Source organism: Spirillospora sp. NPDC048819, from assembly GCF_040650055.1.
Taxonomy (GTDB): domain Bacteria; phylum Actinomycetota; class Actinomycetes; order Streptosporangiales; family Streptosporangiaceae; genus Spirillospora.
In genome coordinates, this window is record NZ_JBEZGN010000003.1 from 76,357 (window position 1) to 93,752 (window position 17,396).

The following is a 17,396-nucleotide window of genomic DNA, read 5'->3' on the forward strand; positions in this document are numbered from 1 at the left end:
ATGACCTGATCCGCTCGGGACGGTCCGATCTCAGGCGCGAAGATCGGGCCAGTCTACCCAGCCGCGGGTGCCGCGCGCCCGGCAGTGACCGAACATCCGTGCGCCGCGCGGCGTGCGCACGCCGTACGCGCGGCCGCCGCCCGGTGTGTCGCCCCGGCCGGCGGGACGGCGTGTTCCCGCTGGTCAGCCGATGGTGCGGTGGACGTCCTCCTTCTCGCTCGCACCCGGTTCGGACGGTGCGATCCACGGCCCCGGAATGGACGGGTCGAGGACGCCTTCCTCCACCCAGGCGAAGTCGCCCGCGAGGACGGCCCGGGCGAGCTTCACGTCCATCGCGTCGGTGTTGCGCCACAGCCCGTCGAACAGTTCGTCGACGCGGACGCGCGACTGCCGGCAGAACGCGTCCGCGAGCAGCACGGCCGACGGGCCGGGCGCCGTGGCGGGGCCCGCGCCGTCCCGTCCGGAGCTGCCGAGCGGGCCGTCGGCCGACGAGTCGGCGTGCGCGCGGACGCACACCGCGCTCATCGCGTACAGCTCGGCGCCGATGTCGACCATCCGGCCGAGGAAGCCCTGCCGCTGCTCCAGGCCGCCCTGCCAGCGCCCGGCCGCGTAGAAGATCGAACGGGCCAGCTTGCGGGACGCCCGCTCGACGTACCGCAGGTGCTTGGCCAGCGTCCCGAACTCGGCGTAGGACTTCGGGCGCTGCCCGGCCCCGGTGACCAGCGTCGGCAGCCAGCGCGCGTAGAACCCGCCCGCCTTCGCCGCCGCCCGCGCCTTCTGCCCGGTGGACGCGTCCGGATCGATGATGTCGCCGGCGACCGACAGGTGCGCGTCCACCGCCTCGCGGGCGATCAGCAGATGCATGATCTCGGTGGAGCCCTCGAAGATCCGGTTGATGCGCAGGTCGCGCAGGATCTGCTCGGCGGGCACGCCGCGTTCGCCGCGCGCCGCGAGCGACTCGGCCGTCTCGTAGCCGCGGCCGCCGCGGATCTGGATCAGCTCGTCCGCGGCGCGGCACGCCATCTCCGACGACCACAGCTTCGCCAGCGCCGCCTCGATCCGGATGTCGTTGCGCTCGTCGTCGGCGAGCTGGCTGGACAGGTCGAGCATCGCCTCCATCGCGTACGCGGTCGCCGCGATGAACGCGATCTTGCGGGACACGGCCTCGTGCTCGCCGACGGGCCGGCCCCACTGCACCCGCTCCTTCGACCATTCCCGGGCGATCCGGGCGGCCCATTTGCCGCTCGCCGCGCAGATCGCCGGCAGTGACAGCCGGCCGGTGTTGAGCGTGGTCAGCGCGACCTTCAGGCCGGCGCCCTCCTTGCCGATGAGGTTCGCCTTCGGGACGCGGACGTCGTGGAACCGCGTGACGCCGTTCTCGATGCCGCGCAGCCCCATGAACGCGTTGCGGTTCTCCACGGTGATGCCGGGCGCGGACATGTCCACGACGAACGCGGAGATGCCGCCCCGGTGCCCCTCCGATTTCGGGACGCGCGCCATGACGACGACGAGGTCGGCGATGACGCCGTTGGTCGTCCACAGCTTGACGCCGTTGAGGACGTAGTCGTCCCCGTCGGGGACGGCGGTGGCGCGCAGCCGGGCCGGGTCGGAGCCGACGTCGGGCTCGGTGAGCAGGAACGCGCTGATCTGCTTGGCGCACCGCGGCAGCCATGTCTCGATCTGCTCCGGCGTCCCGAACAGCTTGACCGGCTGCGGGACGCCGATGGACTGGTGCGCCGACAGCAGCGCGCCGAGGGCGGGGCTGACCGACCCGACGATCATCAGGGCGCGGCCGTAGTACAGCTGGCTGAGCCCGAGCCCGCCGTACTTCTCCGGGATCTTCATGCCGAGCGCGCCGAGTTCGCGCAGGCCCTTGATGACGTCGTCGGGGATGCGCGACTCCCGCTCGATGAGCGCCGCGTCGATCTCGGTGGCGCAGAACTCGGTGAGCCGCGCGAGGAACTCCTCGCCCTTGCGGCGGGCCTCTCCGCCGGGACGGGGATGCGGGTGGATGAGGTCGAGGCGGAAGTCGCCGAGGAAGAGCTGCTTGCCGAAGCTCGGCAGCCGCCATTCCGTCTCGCGCGCCTCCTCGGCGACCTTCCGGGCGGTGCGCTCGTCGACGTGCGCGTGGCTGCTCTGGCTCATGCGTCCTCCCTCGGGTGGGGACGCCCCCCACGTCCCCGGTTCGGATCCGCTGGTCTCGGGTCCTCGGATGCGACGTGCCGCTGCCCCGAAGTTACTCCCCGGTTGTACCTCTGAGTAGTCCCATGCATGTGATCGCCCTTTCCCGTGGCCGAATCGGGAAACCCTCCCCGGGTGAAGGGAGGAGGTGATCCAATGGACGCGACCGTTGCCGACGGCCTTGACCGGACCGGGCCAGAGGGGTTCGCTGTGGGTGATGGATGAGACACGCAAACCCACTCTCATCGCCTCCGTGCAGCGTGCGCTGCGCCTCATGGAGGTGGTCGCGTCGCACCCGAGCGGCGCGCCCGCCAAGCAGCTCGCCCGCGAGGCCCGGCTCCCCCTCGCCACCACCTACCACCTGCTGCGCACGCTCGCGCACGAGGGCTACGCGACGCGCCTGTCCGACGGTGTCTGGGTGCTGGGCGAGCGGGTCGAGTCCCTGCACGGGCTCAGCAGGACGCAGCAGCTCCTGGCCCGGCTCCGCCCGACCCTGTCGTCGCTGCGGGACGAGCTGGGCGCCGCGACCTACTTCAGCATGCACGTGGACGACGAGATCCGCCTCATCGACATCGCCGACGGCCCGCGCGCACCCCGCGTGGACGTGTGGGTCGGCTTCGAGGACGCCGCGCACGCCACCGCCATCGGCAAGTGCGTGCTGAGCCAGTTCGACGACGAGCGCCGGCGCGACTACCTGTCCCGGCACCCGCTCGTCGACCTGACCCCGCACACCATCACCGACCCCGGACGGCTGTTCCGGTCCCTCGACTCCCCTGGCGGCCTCCAGTACGACCGCGAGGAGTACTCCCTCGGCACCGCCTGCGCCGCCGTCCCGGTCACCGACGCCACCGGCGGCGTCGTCGGGGCGCTCGCCGTCTCCTGCCGCCCCGGCAAGCTCCCCAAGATCGAGAGGTCGGCGCACCGGATGCGCGAGACCGCGGAGCGCATCCAGCGCACGGTCACCCTCACACCCTGATATTCCGCCAGTGAACACTGGCGCATTCGGGGTCGCTGCTTCATAGTGCTCGCATGAGACGTTCACTCGCTTTGGCGGCGGCCGCGGGCGCCGTCCTGCTGGCCCTTCCCGCGACGGCGCACGCCGCTGAGAACGAGGTGCATTCGGTGCCCCTGCCGTTCTTCTGGCCGCGGGCGGAACTCAACGATGTCGCCGCCGACGGCGCCGGCGGCGTATGGATCGCGGGCGGGCAGGGCGCCTACTGCGTGCCGTGGATCGACCACTGCGCCATCTACAGCGCGGGCAACCCGGTCGTCCGGCGCTGGACGGGCTCGTCGTGGCAGGAGTACCCGATCGACGGCTGGACGGGGAACGGCGTGATGGCACGGGTCGAGACGGGGGCCGGTGAGACGTGGGTCGGCGGCGGTGCCTACGCCTCCGCCTATCTCGATCAGCTTTTCGTATTCGACGGCTCGTCGTTCCATAAGGTCGACAAGCCGTCCACCGCATCGTTCGGCATGCTCAGCGCGAGCGCCGCCGGCACGTGGATCACCCAGGCCGTCTCACCCTCCTCCGACCAGCCGCGCCTGCTCCGGCGCGACGGCTCGTCCTGGACGGACATGGACCTGCCCGACCGCCGGACCATCGTCGCCGACGTGCGGGGCGTGTCCACCACCGACGTGTGGGCGGTCGGCCGGCACCTCGGCGACGCGGACTCCCCGCAGTATCCGATCGTGGCGCACTTCGACGGCTCGTCCTGGACGTGGAAGCCCGCGCCCGCGTTGCCGGAGGGCGTCACCCACATCGACCGAGTCGTCCCCCTCGGACCGGACGACGTCTGGGTGATCGCAGGGGGACACCTCGCGCATTGGGACGGTGCCGGCTGGACGGACGGCACGGCGCCGGGCACCGTCACGGACCTCATCGTCGACGGTTCCGGGACCCTGTGGGCGAGCACCCCGTACAGCGACGGGGACACGTTGCACCGCTACAGCGGCGGCACCTGGCAACCCGTCGCCCTCCCGGCCGGAACGGTGCTGAGCGCCATCACCACCACCGGCGCGTCCACGTTCTGGGGTGTCGGACGTGCGAACGACGTGCCGGTGGCGGTGAGCGGCTTCTAGGAGAGGCGGCGGCGCGTCCAGTAGAAGCAGAGCCCCGTCAGGCCGAGGGTGAGGACGGCGAAGACCCCCGTCTCGGCCCACTGGAGCGGCCAGAAGCGGTCGGCGGGCTGGTAGGTCACCTTCTGCTTGTAGCCGAGCTGCGCGATCTTGTCGAAGCATGCCTGCGCCGGGCCCGGGGGCGGCTCCCCGCCGGGTCCCGGCGGCGGTGGCGCGCATGCTCCACCGAACTGGGAAAGGGGCATGTTGGCGACGACACGGCCGGACGCGTCGAGCGTGTCGTTCGAGAGCGTCCAGGCCCCCGGTTCCGCCTCCACCTCCACCCGCATGTGCGCGACCCCGGAGTCCGGGTCTCCGTTCAGCATCATGTCGCCATGGTTCTCGGACGTGATCGTGACGGTCTTGGTCTCCGGCGGGACGAGGTGAGGGCGGACCCACAGCGGCATCACGATCTGGACGGCGACGAACACGACCAGGGTGATCGCCATGGTCGGCAGCAGGCGGCGCACGAGGACGCCGACCGTGACTCCGAGCATGAAGGCGAAGGCCGCGTAGCCGATCGGGGTGATGCCCCGCGCGTCGAACAGCAGCGGCGTCATCCGCGGCGTGCGCGAGGCCACCGCCTTGTCCAGGGGACCGGACCACCAGCTCGCGGCGAACACGGCGATGCCCGCGGCGGCCACGGTGGCCAGGCCGAGGAGGCCGACCTTGACGGCCAGCCACCGGGTCCGGGTGATGCTCTGGTTCCAGACCAGCCGGTGCGTGCCGTTCTCAAGCTCACGGGTGATGAGCGGCGCGCCCCAGAAGAGGCCGATGAGCCCCGGAAGGAAGACCACGATGCCGACCAGCGCGCTGAAGTACAGCTGATGGTCGAGGAAGAACCGCCTGTTGAAGGCCATGCAGTTGTCCGCCGAGGTGCAGGCCGCGAGCCCGGCGTCGTAGTCGTCCGAGAGTCCGGGCCCGGTGACCGCCAGGACGGCGCCGATAACCGCGAGACCGGCGAACACCACCGCGCCCTGGACACGGAACTGCCGGAGAGTCAGCCAGGTCATCGGATCGCCTCCAGTGCGGGACGGCTCGGGGCCGAGGCCATGTAGGCCAGGACGAGGTCTTCCATCCCGATCTGGCCGACCGTCCACGCGGGGTCGTGGATCGGGTCGTCCGTCCGGACGATGAGGGTGCTCTGCCGGTCGGTGTGGCTCTCCGACACGACCTCCTGGCCGGACGGCAGCGTCGCCGGGTCCCGGCGCGGCCCGGTCAGCCGGTGGTGGGTGGCGAGCAGGTCGTCGACGTCCCCGGCGATCCGGACGCGCGAGTCGACGAGCACGATGAGGTAGTCGCAGGTCCGTTCCAGGTCCGACACCAGGTGGGACGACAGCACGACGCTGAGCGAGTGCTCGACGGCGGCCTCCAGCAGGCCCTGCAGGAACTCGCGGCGGGCCAGCGGATCGAGCGCGGCGACCGGCTCGTCCAGGATCAGCAGCTCGGGCCGCTTGGCGATGCCGAGGGTGAGGGCCAGCTGGGCCCGCTGCCCGCCGGACAGCTTCCCCGCCCGCTGCGAGGGGTCGAGCCCGAGCCGCCCGACGCGTTCGCGGGCGAGGGCGTCGTCCCATCGGGGGTTGAGCCGCGCGCCGAGCTTCAGGTGGTCGGCGATGCTCAGCCCCGCATACGTGGGCGTGTCCTGGGCGACGTATCCGACTTTGGCGAGCTGCTCCGGCCCCTCCGCTGGACGTCCGCCGAGCACCCGGATACTGCCCGCCGACGGCGCGAGCTGGCCGACCGCCAGGTTCAGCAGGGTCGTCTTCCCGGCCCCGTTCGGCCCGACGAGCCCGACGACCCGTCCCGCCGGAATGTCGAGCGTGCAGTCGGACAGGGCCCAACGCTGACCGTACTTCTTGCCCAACCCCTGGGCCTGCAAAGCGGTCATGCTATGTCCTCTTGACTGGCGGACCGAAATGTCGTCATGAACAGCGCCTCGATGCTCTCGTCGTCCAGTCCGGCCAGGCGTGCCTTCGCGAGCCAGCGCTGCAGGTCCTTGCGCAGCGGCCCGTGCGCGGCGAGCGACTCGCCCGCCAGCGTCCGCGTCACGAAGGTCCCGACGCCCGGACGGGGCGCGACGAGGCCCTCGTGTTCGAGCTCCCGGTACGCCTTGAGCACGGTGTTCGGGTTGATCGCCAGCTGCGCCACCACGTCCTTGACCGTCGGCAGCTGATCGCCCACCCGCAGCAGGTCGAGCCGCAGCGCGTGCCGCACCTGCCGGACGAGCTGCATGTAGGGCGACACCCCCGACCCGGGATCCAGATGGAACTCGATCACCGCCACCTCCATTTAACTAGGATGCTAGTACTTTAGAGGTACAGCTCTATCGGTTGTCAACGGAGACGGCGGAAAGAGGCGGGCCGGCCCGCGTGGAACCCGGCGGGACGCCCGCAGGCGCGAGGCGGCGTATCCGCCGGGTGGCGCGTGCAACCTTTTGCGGGGCCGGGTGCATCAGTGGGGTGTGGAATGGACGAGGAACGTGCGCATGGCGGGTCGTGACGAGGAGTTCACCACCTACGTGACGGCCCGGATGCCGTGGTTACGGCGGGTCGCGTATCTGCTGTGCCAGGACTGGCATCGGGCGGACGACCTCGTCCAGACGGCGATCACGCGGCTCTACGTGCACTGGCGGCGGGCGTCGGCGGCGGAGAACGTCGACGGGTATGCGCGGACGGTCCTGGTCAGGGTGTTCCTCGCCGAGCAGCGGGGCGGCTGGCGGCAGCGGGTCCGGGTCGTGGACCGGATGCCGGACGCGGCCGCCGAACCCGCCGACCACGCGGGCGGGGTGGACCTGCGGGCGGCGCTGGCGGAACTGCCGCCGCGCCAGCGGGCCGCGGTGGTGCTGCGGTTCTACTGCGATCTGTCCATCGAGCAGACGGCCGACGTCCTGAACTGCTCCACCGGGACGGTCAAGAGCCAGACCGCACGTGGCCTGGACGCACTGCGCCGCGCGCTCGGTCCGATGGCGGAAGGGGAGAGGCTGGCATGAACGATCTCAAGGCGGAACTGGAGCGCATCGCCGGGACGCCCGGGCCCGCGCCCGCCGTGGACGTCGCGGCGGCGGTGGCCGCGGGACGGCGGACCAGGCGGATGCGGCGGGCCCGGAGGGCGACGGCGGTCGCCGTGGCGGTGGGGGCCGCCGCGGCGGTGGCCGTGGTCGCGGTGCCGCCGCCGTCCCACGAAGAGAGGCCCGGCAAGGTCGCGGAGCCGTCGGCGTATCCGAGTCCGCTGGTCGAGAAGGCCGCGTTCGGGTGGCTGCCCGCCGGTTACGCGCGGACGCGGGTCGCGCAGGACAGCGGGCCGGGCCCCGCGTACAAGGTGCACGCCGGCCGGGGACCGGGGAGCACGTCCATCGAGTTGACCGTGATGCCTCCCGGGAAACGGCCGGGCGTCCCGCTGCTGCCGGGAGCCCGGAAGGGGCGCCTGACGAAGGCGGCGCCGGTCAACGGGCGGCCCGCCTACTGGTCGATCAAACCGGGCGGTCCCGGGTCGGAGCAGGTGCCGGCGGAGTTCCGGTGGGAGTACCGGCCGGAGAGCTGGGCGTTGCTGTCGATCGGCGACCGGGCCGTGGCCGACGTCGCGACCGTCCACCGCATCGCGGCGGGTGTGACGTTCGGCGGGGACGAGCCGGTGGCGTTCCCGATGCGGGTGTCGGGGATTCCGGACGGGCTCAAGGTCACGCAGACGTGGGTCGGCACCCGGCCGGAGGCCATGATCACGCTGGGGACCTCCCGCGCGGACGACGAGCTGATGGTCATGCTGTCCGCGGCGGGCCCGCGATCCAGGGAGCTCTTCAAACCGAACACGACCATCGACGGGCATCCGGCGTTCGACACGCGTCTCCGGCGTCCGGGGCCGGGATCCGGCGAGGCGCCCGCCCGGCAGACGCTCTGGGTGTTCGGGGTGGACGGGTTCGACGTCAACATCGTGGCGGCGGGCGAACCGCTGCGGCTCCTGCAGGCCGAGGGCGGCCTGACCGGGCTGTTCCGCCGCATCACGCCGCTCGGCACCGACCCGGCCCGCTGGACGACGACACCGCTTCGTTAGCTGTCTGTTTTGTGCGCGGGGCGTAGTTCGGCGATGCTTGGGGCGTGTCAACGGAGACTCTGAACAGCGCCGCCGAACTGCGCGCCTTCCTGCACGGCCTGCCGGGCGTGGACCAGGTGGGGGCCGACGAGCGGGCCGCGCGGCTGGCGACCAGGTCCATCAAGACGACGGCGAAGGCCGAGGCGATCGACCTCGCGATCTCGATGGTGGACCTCACCACCCTGGAGGGCGCGGACACGCCGGGGAAGGTACGGGCGCTGTGCGCCAAGGCCGCCCACCCCGATCCGTCGGACGCGTCGGTGCCGCGCGTGGCCGCGGTGTGCGTGTACTCGGACCTGGTGGACGTGGCCGTCCGGTCCCTCGCGGGGACGGGGGTCGGGGTCGCGAGCGTGGCGACGTCGTTCCCGTCCGGGCGGGCGCCGCTGGAGGCGAAGCTGGCCGACACGCGGGCGGCGGTCGCGGCGGGCGCGTCGGAGATCGACATGGTGATCGACCGGGGCGCGTTCCTGTCCGGTGACTACGCCAAGGTCTTCGAGGAGATCACGGCGGTCAAGCAGGCGTGCGGGGACGCGCACCTGAAGGTCATCCTGGAGACGGGCGAGCTGGCCACCTACGACAACGTCCGGCGGGCGTCCTGGCTGGCGATGCGGGCCGGCGCCGACTTCATCAAGACCTCGACGGGCAAGGTCTCCCCGGCGGCGACGCTGCCGGTGACGCTGGTGATGCTGGAGGCCGTCCGCGACTACCGGGCGGCCACCGGACGGCAGGTCGGCGTCAAGCCGGCGGGCGGCATCCGGACCACGAAGGACGCGATCAGGTATCTGGTGCTGGTGAACGAGACCGCCGGGCCGGACTGGCTGGCGCCCGAGTGGTTCCGGCTGGGGGCGTCCAGCGTGCTGAACGACCTGCTGATGCAGCGCCGCAAGATGGCCACCGGGGTGTACTCCGGTCCCGACTACTTCACGCTGGACTGACCCATGGCTTCCAAGAGCACGATCTTCGAGTACGCGCCGGCGCCGGAATCGCGTGCGGTCGTCGACATCCGCGCCTCCTATGGATTGTTCGTCGACGGTGAGTTCACCGACGGGCACGGCGAGCCGTTCAAGTCGATCAACCCGGCCGACGAGAGCGTCCTCGCCGACATCGCGTGCGCGGACGAAACGGACGTCGACCGTGCCGTGTCGGCCGCGCGGACCGCGTTCGACAAGGTGTGGGGGCCGATGCCCGGCCGCGAACGCGCCAAGTACCTGTATCGGATCGCCCGGATCATCCAGGAACGCTCGCGGGAGCTGGCGGTGCTGGAGTCGATCGACAACGGCAAGCCGATCCGCGAGTCGCGGGACGTGGACGTGCCGCTGGTGGCGGCGTGGTTCTTCTACTACGCCGGGTGGGCCGACAAGCTGCGGCACGCCGGGTTCGGCGCCGACCCGAAGCCGGTGGGGGTTGCGGGGCAGGTCATCCCGTGGAACTTCCCGCTGCTGATGCTGGCCTGGAAGATCGCCCCGGCGCTGGCGTGCGGCAACACCGTCGTGCTCAAGCCCGCCGAGACCACGCCGCTGACCGCGCTGCTGTTCGCCGACATCTGCCGCCAGGCCGAACTGCCGCCCGGCGTCGTCAACATCATCACCGGCGCGGGGGAGACCGGCCGCGCCCTCGTCCGGCACCGGGGGATCGACAAGATCGCCTTCACCGGGTCCACCGAGGTCGGACGGCAGATCGCCCGCTCGGTGGCCGGCACGGACAAGAAGCTGACCCTCGAACTCGGCGGCAAGGCCGCCAACATCGTGTTCGACGACGCCGCCCTCGACCAGGCCGTCGAGGGCATCGTGAACGGGATCTTCTTCAACCAGGGGCACGTGTGCTGCGCGGGATCGCGGCTGCTCGTCCAGGAGTCGGTCGCCGAGGACGTCCTGGAGCGGCTGAAGACCCGGATGGCGACGCTGCGGGTCGGAGACCCGCTGGACAAGAACACCGACGTCGGTGCGATCAACTCCGCCGCCCAGCTGGCGAAGATCGAGGAGTTCTCCGCCGCGGGCGAGGAGGAGGGCGCGACGCGCTGGTCGCCACCGTGCGACCTGCCCGCGCAGGGCTTCTGGTTCGCGCCCACGATCTTCACGGGCGTGGCCCAGTCGCACCGGATCGCGCGGGAGGAGATCTTCGGGCCGGTCCTGTCGGTGCTGACGTTCCGGACGCCGGAGGAGGCCGTGACCAAGGCCAACAACACCCCCTACGGGCTGTCGGCCGGGATCTGGACGGAGAAGGGCTCGCAGATCCTGTGGACGGCGCAGCGGCTGCGCGCCGGGGTCGTGTGGGCCAACACCTTCAACAAGTTCGACCCGGCGTCGCCGTTCGGCGGCTACAAGGAATCGGGGTTCGGCCGCGAGGGCGGACGCCACGGACTGGAGGCCTACCTCAATGCCTGAAAAAGCCGGGCCCGGCCGCCTCGCGGTCCGCAAGACCTACAAGCTCTTCATCGGCGGCGCGTTCCCCCGATCCGAATCCGGCAGGTCCTACGTGGTCACCGATGCCAAGGGACGTTTCGTCGCCAACGCCGCCCGCGCGTCCCGCAAGGACGCCCGGGACGCGGTCGTCGCCGCGCGCAAGGCGTTCCCCGGCTGGTCGGGCCGCACCGCCTACAACCGCGGCCAGATCCTCTACCGCGTCGCCGAGATGCTGGAGGGGCGCCGCGACCAGTTCATCGCCGAGCTCCGCGGGACGGGCCTGCCGAAACCGCAGGCCACCGCCGAGGTGGACGCGGCCGTCGACCGGTGGGTGTGGTACGCGGGGTGGGCCGACAAGCTCGCCGCCGTCGCCGGTTCCGCCAATCCGGTGTCCGGCCCGTTCTTCAACTTCTCCACGCCGGAGCCCACCGGCGTCGTGGCCGCCGTCGCGCCCGACTCTCCGCTGCTCGGCCTGGTCTCGGTCGTTGCGCCGGCCATCGTGTCCGGCAACACCGCCGTCGTGGTCGCGTCCGAGCCGGCGCCGCTGCCGGCGATCACGCTGGCCGAGGTGCTCGCCACGTCCGACCTGCCCGGCGGTGTGATCAACATCCTCACCGGGCACCGCGCGGAACTCGCGCCGTGGCTGGCGACCCACATGGACGTCAACGCCGTCGACCTCGCCGGCGCCGCGCCCGAGGACGTCCCCGACCTTGAGGACAAGGCCGCCGGGAACCTCAAGCGCGTCCTGCGCCCGGACGGCGCCGACTGGACCGCCGAGCCCGGAACCGCCCGGATGACGGCGTTCCTGGAGACCAAGACCGTCTGGCATCCCGTGGGCGTCTGATCTGGAATGACGCCGCGTGTGTAGAGGGTCACAAACTGTGGAATAGATCTCCCCGTAACTGATCATCACTGGGGGGAGATCAGTGCCTACCAAGACCGCGAAGAACGCGACAGCGAAGAAGTCCACGACGGCCAGGAAGCCGGCGGCGAAGCGCACGCCGGCCGCGAAGTCGTCGTCCAAGACCACGACGAGCCGTTCGACCGGGACCAAGTCCGGGACGGCGAAGAAGTCGACGTCGTCCGCGCGGACGTCGCCGTCGGCGGCCGCGACCCGCGTCACGAAGGCGGCGAGCCAGGCCAAGACGGCCGCCACGCAGATGAAGTCGGTGGCGACCAAGGCGTCCTCGTCGGCGAAGGCCATGACGGCGATGACCAAGGCGATGACCAGCGCGACCAAGGCGATGAGCGACGCCGCCAAGGCGATGGACGCCGCCGCGAAGGTCATCACCACGACGGCCAAGTCGACGGGCGCCAAGAGCACCGCGGCGAAGAGCACCGCCGGGACGAAGACCACCGGGACGAAGAGCACCGCGAAGAAGACCACCGGGACGAAGAGCACGGCGAAGAAGAGCACGCCGGCCAAGTCCGGGACGACCCGCAAGACGTCGGCCGCGAGCAGCCGCTCCAGGACGACGGCGTCGGCCCGGGCGGGCTCGGCCAAGTCGTCCACGGCGCGCAAGTCGTCCACGGCGTCGAAGTCGGCGTCCGGCACCGCGAAGAAGACGACCGCGGCCCGCAAGCCCGCGGCGTCCCGGACGACCGCGGCCGCCAGGTCCGGCACGTCGCGCGGGTCCGGGGTCTCGTCGGCGGCGAAGCCGAAGGCGACCCGGTCCACGGCCGCCCGGAAGACGCCCGTGGGGCGTGCGATGGAGCAGTCGAAGACGGCCGCCGCGCCCGCGTCGCCCATGGTCGAGCCGAAGCCGGGTTCGCTCCAGCACTCGACCCGGACCGACGGCGGGTTCCTCAGCGGACTCACCGAATCCGGCGACCGTGGCCGCTGACGGGCCGATGGACGAGCAGGACATCCTGGCCCGCATCGACGAGTTCGTCGGCGAGGAGCAGCGGCTCCGCGAGCGCTACCAGCGCGGCGACCTCGGGCGCGAGGAGGAGCACCGGCGGCTGGAGGGGCTGGAGGTCGCGCTCGACCAGTGCTGGGACCTGCTGCGCCGCCGCCGCGCCCGGCTGGAGGCCGGCGAGGACCCCGGCGGCGAGCGGGTCCGGACGCCGGACGAGGTCGAAGGCTATCTGCAGTGACCCCGGCCCGGACGCGGCGCGGGCCGCTGCGGTTCGGCGTGTCCCTCGCACCGGACGCGTCGGTCCCGCTGATCCGCACCGCGCAGGACGCGGACCGGTTCGGCCTCGACCTCCTCGGCGTCCGCGACGAGCCGTACCGGCGTGACACGGCGGACGCGACGGCGCTGATGGCGACCGCGCTGGCCGTCACGTCCCGGATCCGGGTGCTGCCGGCGGTGGCGTGCCTCCCGCTGCGTCCGCCCGCCGCGCTCGCGAAGTCGATCGCGACGATGGACCTGCTCAGCGGCGGCCGCGTCGAACTCGGCCTCGGCGCGGGAGCGTCCTGGGACGGCATCGAGGCGTACGGGGCGGGACGGCTCGGCGCCGCCGCCGCCCGCGGGGCCCTTGAGGAGGCCGTACAGATCATCCGGCTGCACTGGAGCGAGCAGAACGGGCTGCGCTTCCAGGGCGAGCATTACCGGTTCTCGTCCGTGCAGAGCGGTCCCACGCCCGCGCACCAGATCGGCATCTGGCTCGGCGTCACCGGCCCGCGCGGCCTCGACCTCGCCGGCCGTGTCGCCGACGGCTGGATCGCGCCGTCGTCGCTCGTCCCGCCGAAGAGGCTCGCCGACGGCCAGCGGCGGCTCGACGACGCCGCCGCCCGCGCGGGCCGCGACCCCGCCGAGATCCGCCGCGTCTACGTCCTGGAGGGCTCGATCGACGGGCGGGACTCGCGGGGCTTCCTGCACGGACCGCCGCGCCAGTGGATCTACGAGCTGACGGAACTGGCCGTCGGCCACGGCGTCGACTCGTTCCTGTTCGGCGGCGACCCTGAGCAGCTCCCCGTGTTCGCGCTGGAGGTCGTCCCGGCCGTCCGCGAACAGGTCACCCGCGAACGGGGCGGGATGGCGGCCGCGGGCCGGACCTGACTCCTACATGCGGTCGGGCGTGGGCACGCCGAGGAGGGCCAGGCCGGTGGTCAGGGTCCGCAGGGTCGCGGCGCACAGGGCCAGGCGGGACGCCTTCGTCGCCTCGTCCGGGGCCTTCAGCACCGGGCAGTTCTCGTAGAACGTCGTGTAGGCGTCCGCGACCGCGTAGACGTAGCTCGCCAGCCGGTGCGGCTCGGCGGTGTCTCCGGCCTGCTTCAGGACGGCGCCGAACCCGAGCAGCTCCAGCGCCAGTGCACGTTCGGCGGGGTGACCGAGGACGATCGGGCCGGTCGCGTCCTGCGGCGCCACTCCGCCCTTGCGGAAGATCGACCGGATCCGTGCCGCCGCGTACTGCAGGTACGGGCCGGTCTTGCCGTGGAACGAGATCATCCGGTCGAAGTCGAAGATGTACTCGCTGTCACGGGCGACCGACAGGTCGGCGTACTTCACCGCGCCGATGCCCACGTCCTGAACGATCGCGGCGCGGCTCGCGGCGTCGAACGGCTCGTCGTGCTGGATCTCGTCGAACGCGGCGCCCGCCCGCTCGACGGCCTCGTCGAGGAGTTCGGAGAGCTTGACGGTGCCGCCGGCCCGGGTCCGCAGGATCTTGCCGTCGGTGCCGAGGACGTTGCCGATCTGGGCGTGGTCGGCCTTGACGTCGCCGTTCAACCAGCCCGCCATCCGCGACACGGCGAACACCATCTGGAAGTGCAGCGACTGCGGCGCGCCCACCACGTAGATCATCCGGTCGACGTGCTCGGTGTCCACACGGTACCGGATCGTCGCGAGGTCGCTGGTGGAGTAGTTGTAGCCGCCGTCGCTCTTGCGGATGATCACGGGCAGCGGCTCGCCCTCGCGGCCGGTGAACCCGGGCGGGAACGCGCACAGCGCGCCCTCGCTGATCACCGCGATGCCCTTGTCCTCGAGCTCCCGGGCGGTCGGGGCGAGCAGGTCGTTGTAGAAGCTCTCGCCCTTGATGTCGTCGTCGGTGAGCGTGACGCCGAGCCGCCCGTAGACGGCGTTGAAGTACCGCTTGGACACGTCCACGAGGACCTGCCAGAGCCGCAGCGTCTCGGCGTCGCCCGCCTGGAGCGCGACGACCCGGCTGCGGGACCGGTCGGCGAACTCGCCGTCGCCGTCGAACTTCTCCCGCGCGGCCTGGTAGAACGCCGTGAGGTCGCTGACGGACGAGTCGTCCCGGGCGGCGGCGTCCTCGCCGAGGTCGACCAGGTGCTCGATCAGCATGCCGAACGGGGTGCCCCAGTCGCCGACGTGGTTGTCGCGGACGACGTCGTGGCCGAGGAACGCGAGGATCCGCGCGATCGCGTCCCCGACGATCGTGGTCCGCAGGTGCCCGACGTGCATCTCCTTCGCCACGTTCGGCGACGAGTACTCGACGACGACCTTCTGCGGCTTGTCCGCGGTGGGGACGGCGAGCCGCTCATCCTCCAGGGCGTGCTGCGCCTGGGCGGCGATCCAGCCGTCGCTCAGCGTCAGGTTGATGAAGCCCGGCCCGCTGACCTGCACGTCCGACACGACGTCGCCGGTGTCGAGGTTCGCGACGATCTCCTGTGCCACGTCTCGCGGCTTGCGGCCCAGCTTCTTGGCCAGCGGCAGCGCCACGTTGGCCTGAAGGTCGGCGAACTGCGACGGCCGGATGACCGGGTCGGTGTCCGCGTGCGACGGTCCGAAGGCGGCACTGAGCGCGGCCTGGACCCTGGCGGCGAGTACGAGTTGCGGATCGGGCATGTCACAAGGCTATCGGCGCGCCGCCCCCGTCCGAACCCGGTTTTCCGTGGGCTACGGCGCGGTGGGCGGCTCTTTGCGATCCGGGACGGTGTCCCCGGCGGGTCCCTTGCCGGACGAACGGGCCTCCAGGGCGCGCGCGGCGTTCTCGGCGGGCTTGTCGGCGGGCTTCTCCGCGCCGTCGCGGTCGCCGTGCGTCCAGCGGCCGAACCGGGACGTCCGGGTCAGCGCGACCTGCTCGCGGATCCGCTCGACGATCCGCCCGGCGGCGAGCCGGTGCGCGAGTTCGCACGCCGACGTGATGGCGCGGGCGTGGGACGCGCCGTGCGCGATGACGACCGTCCCGTTCAGCCCGAGCAGCACGCCGCCGCCGTAGGTGTCGGGATCGAGGCGGTCGCGGAGGTCGTGGAGGCGGCGGCGCTGCAGGAGCGCGCCCATCCGCCCGGCCGGGGTGGACGTCATCGCGTCGCGGACCTCCGCGAACGCCGTCCGGATCGTCCCCTCCATGGTCTTGAGGGCGATGTTGCCGGTGAAGCCGTCCGCGACGACGACGTCCACCCGCCCGGTGAGGAGGTCGTGACCCTCGACGTTCCCCGCGAACTCGATGCCGTGGCTGCCGCCGGCGAGCAGCTCGTGCGCCCGCTTGGTCTGCTTGTTGCCCTTCCCGGGCTCGGCGCCGATGCTGAGGAGCCCGACGGACGGGCGGTCGAGGCCCAGCAGGATCTGCGCGTACGCGGTGCCGAGCGCGGCGAACTGGACGAGCCCCTCCGGCTTGACGTCGGTGGTGGCGCCCGCGTCCAGCAGGATCGTCGGGCGCGGCCGGGTCGGCAGCGTCACCGCGATCGCGGGGCGCATCACGCCCTGCTGGCCTTTCAGCCGCAGCCGCGACGTCGCCACGACGCCCGCCGTGCTGCCCGCCGACACCAGCGCCGACGCCCTCCCCTGCTTGATCAGATGGCAGGCGATCGCGATGGACGAGCGGGGCTTGCGCCAGCTCGCCAGCGCGCCCTCGCCCATGTCCAGGGCCTCGTCGGCGTGCACGATCGGGATCTTGCCGACGATGCCGTACCGGTCCAGTTCGCGGCGGATCCGCGAGGCCTGCCCCACCAGCACGAGCCGGATGTCGTGCTCGCGGATCGCGTCCACCGCCCCCGCGATGATCTCCTCGGGGGCGTGGTCGCCGCCCATCGTGTCGACCGCGATCGGCAGCGGACGGACCGCCTGACGGCGAGGCGTCGCCGGGCGCGACGGCTCGCCATTGCCGGACATGGCCGCTCCAGGAGGGTGAAAGGAAATGCGGTGCGCCGCAAGAACGCAGCTCATCGCATCGTAGGACGTTCTTTCACCCGTCTTGGCGGCACCCGCCCGGAGTGGTGCTCGTCACCCCGCCCGGCCGGCGGCGGCTAGCCCTCCTCGGCGTGGCAGTCGGCGCCCAGGCAGGACGCGTTCTCCACGACCGGGCGGCCGTCCACCAGGATCGTGTAGTGGCTTTCGGCCGTCTCCTGTTCGCCGCTCCCGAGGACCTCGACCGGTTTCTTGTCCGAGGTCGTGCCGGTGCAGGACACGCGCAGCTTCTCCTTCGTCCAGCCGGGCAGGTCCGTGCACTTCAGCGGTGCCGCCAGCGTCACGCCGCGCTCGTGCAGCTCGGCCGCCGCCGTCACCGGCAGCGCCTTGCGCAGCGCCGACTGGGTCTTGTACGTCAGCTCGTCGCGGCCGGACAGCAGCAGGAAGGCGCCGCCGCCCGCCACCGCCAGCACGAGAAGCGCGGCGGCCCCCAGGATCAGGGCCTTCTTGCGGCCGATCTGCTGGATCTTGCTACTCATCTCCACGATGACGGTGTCACCGACGGTAGGAGGGTGTA

General features: G+C 71.9%; 17 protein-coding genes. 10 read left to right on the forward strand and 7 right to left on the reverse strand.

The annotated features are described in order from the left end of the window. Positions 1-183: 183 nt before the first annotated feature. The gene (locus tag AB0C35_RS06255; protein WP_358451240.1) at positions 184-2,145 is read right to left on the reverse strand and encodes an acyl-CoA dehydrogenase family protein; all 1,962 of its coding nucleotides are present in this window, start codon (positions 2,143-2,145) and stop codon (positions 184-186) included. A gap of 253 nt (positions 2,146-2,398) precedes the next feature. Here AB0C35_RS06255 and AB0C35_RS06260 point away from each other — a divergent pair, with 253 nt between their 5' ends. Beyond that, a complete protein-coding gene (locus tag AB0C35_RS06260) occupies positions 2,399-3,157 on the forward strand; it encodes an IclR family transcriptional regulator (RefSeq protein WP_358451242.1) in 759 nt (252 codons plus the stop codon). Between the two features lie 53 nt (positions 3,158-3,210). Next, a complete protein-coding gene (locus tag AB0C35_RS06265) occupies positions 3,211-4,260 on the forward strand; it encodes a hypothetical protein (protein WP_358451244.1) in 1,050 nt (349 codons plus the stop codon). On the opposite strand, the gene AB0C35_RS06270 is transcribed toward AB0C35_RS06265, so the two are convergent. The 3 genes from AB0C35_RS06270 to AB0C35_RS06280 are packed head-to-tail and all read right to left on the reverse strand — an operon-like array spanning position 4,257 to position 6,585. Next, positions 4,257-5,309 (reverse strand): ABC transporter permease, encoded by a 1,053-nt coding sequence (locus AB0C35_RS06270; RefSeq protein WP_358451246.1) that lies wholly within the window; start codon positions 5,307-5,309, stop codon positions 4,257-4,259. The two genes, AB0C35_RS06265 and AB0C35_RS06270, sit on opposite strands and share 4 nt — an antisense overlap. Continuing rightward, a complete protein-coding gene (locus AB0C35_RS06275; protein WP_358451248.1) occupies positions 5,306-6,184 on the reverse strand; it encodes an ABC transporter ATP-binding protein in 879 nt (292 codons plus the stop codon). The genes AB0C35_RS06270 and AB0C35_RS06275 overlap by 4 nt, the downstream gene beginning before the upstream one ends. Then, on the reverse strand, positions 6,181-6,585 hold the full coding sequence (locus AB0C35_RS06280) for a GntR family transcriptional regulator (RefSeq protein WP_358451250.1): 405 nt from the start codon (positions 6,583-6,585) through the stop codon (positions 6,181-6,183). The genes AB0C35_RS06275 and AB0C35_RS06280 overlap by 4 nt, the downstream gene beginning before the upstream one ends. 196 nt (positions 6,586-6,781) lie before the next feature. Between AB0C35_RS06280 and AB0C35_RS06285 the strand changes: the two genes are divergently transcribed. The 8 genes from AB0C35_RS06285 (at position 6,782) to AB0C35_RS06320 (ending at position 13,789) form a co-directional block, all read left to right on the forward strand. After that, positions 6,782-7,285, forward strand: coding sequence for a SigE family RNA polymerase sigma factor (locus tag AB0C35_RS06285; protein ID WP_358451252.1), 504 nt, complete (start codon positions 6,782-6,784; stop codon positions 7,283-7,285). Next, positions 7,282-8,343 carry a hypothetical protein gene (locus AB0C35_RS06290; protein ID WP_358451254.1) on the forward strand — a complete coding sequence of 354 codons (1,062 nt, stop codon included), beginning with the start codon at positions 7,282-7,284 and terminating at the stop codon, positions 8,341-8,343. Before AB0C35_RS06285 ends, AB0C35_RS06290 begins: the two co-directional genes overlap by 4 nt. A 44-nt stretch (positions 8,344-8,387) precedes the next feature. Then, positions 8,388-9,317, forward strand: a complete 930-nt coding sequence (gene deoC / locus AB0C35_RS06295) for a deoxyribose-phosphate aldolase (RefSeq protein WP_358451256.1) — start codon at positions 8,388-8,390, stop codon at positions 9,315-9,317. A 3-nt stretch (positions 9,318-9,320) separates the two neighbouring features. Next, a complete protein-coding gene (locus tag AB0C35_RS06300; protein ID WP_358451258.1) occupies positions 9,321-10,766 on the forward strand; it encodes an aldehyde dehydrogenase family protein in 1,446 nt (481 codons plus the stop codon). After that, positions 10,759-11,628, forward strand: coding sequence for an aldehyde dehydrogenase family protein (locus AB0C35_RS06305; RefSeq protein ID WP_358451260.1), 870 nt, complete (start codon positions 10,759-10,761; stop codon positions 11,626-11,628). Before AB0C35_RS06300 ends, AB0C35_RS06305 begins: the two co-directional genes overlap by 8 nt. Before the next feature lie 82 nt (positions 11,629-11,710). Next, the gene (locus tag AB0C35_RS06310; protein ID WP_358451261.1) at positions 11,711-12,628 is read left to right on the forward strand and encodes a hypothetical protein; all 918 of its coding nucleotides are present in this window, start codon (positions 11,711-11,713) and stop codon (positions 12,626-12,628) included. After that, the gene (locus tag AB0C35_RS06315; RefSeq protein ID WP_358451263.1) at positions 12,618-12,881 is read left to right on the forward strand and encodes a DUF2630 family protein; all 264 of its coding nucleotides are present in this window, start codon (positions 12,618-12,620) and stop codon (positions 12,879-12,881) included. Before AB0C35_RS06310 ends, AB0C35_RS06315 begins: the two co-directional genes overlap by 11 nt. Beyond that, positions 12,878-13,789 carry an LLM class flavin-dependent oxidoreductase gene (locus AB0C35_RS06320; RefSeq protein WP_358451265.1) on the forward strand — a complete coding sequence of 304 codons (912 nt, stop codon included), beginning with the start codon at positions 12,878-12,880 and terminating at the stop codon, positions 13,787-13,789. Before AB0C35_RS06315 ends, AB0C35_RS06320 begins: the two co-directional genes overlap by 4 nt. 3 nt (positions 13,790-13,792) lie before the next feature. On the opposite strand, the gene argS is transcribed toward AB0C35_RS06320, so the two are convergent. The 3 genes from argS to AB0C35_RS06335 form a co-directional block, all read right to left on the reverse strand. Then, complete coding sequence (argS, locus tag AB0C35_RS06325; protein WP_358451267.1) at positions 13,793-15,538, reverse strand: arginine--tRNA ligase; 1,746 nt, start codon at positions 15,536-15,538, stop codon at positions 13,793-13,795. A 51-nt stretch (positions 15,539-15,589) separates the two neighbouring features. Continuing rightward, the gene (gene plsX, locus AB0C35_RS06330; protein ID WP_358451827.1) at positions 15,590-16,723 is read right to left on the reverse strand and encodes a phosphate acyltransferase PlsX; all 1,134 of its coding nucleotides are present in this window, start codon (positions 16,721-16,723) and stop codon (positions 15,590-15,592) included. Positions 16,724-16,938: 215 nt separating this feature from the next. Next, positions 16,939-17,358, reverse strand: a complete 420-nt coding sequence (locus tag AB0C35_RS06335) for a hypothetical protein (protein ID WP_358451269.1) — start codon at positions 17,356-17,358, stop codon at positions 16,939-16,941. Between the last annotated feature and the right edge of the window lie 38 nt (positions 17,359-17,396).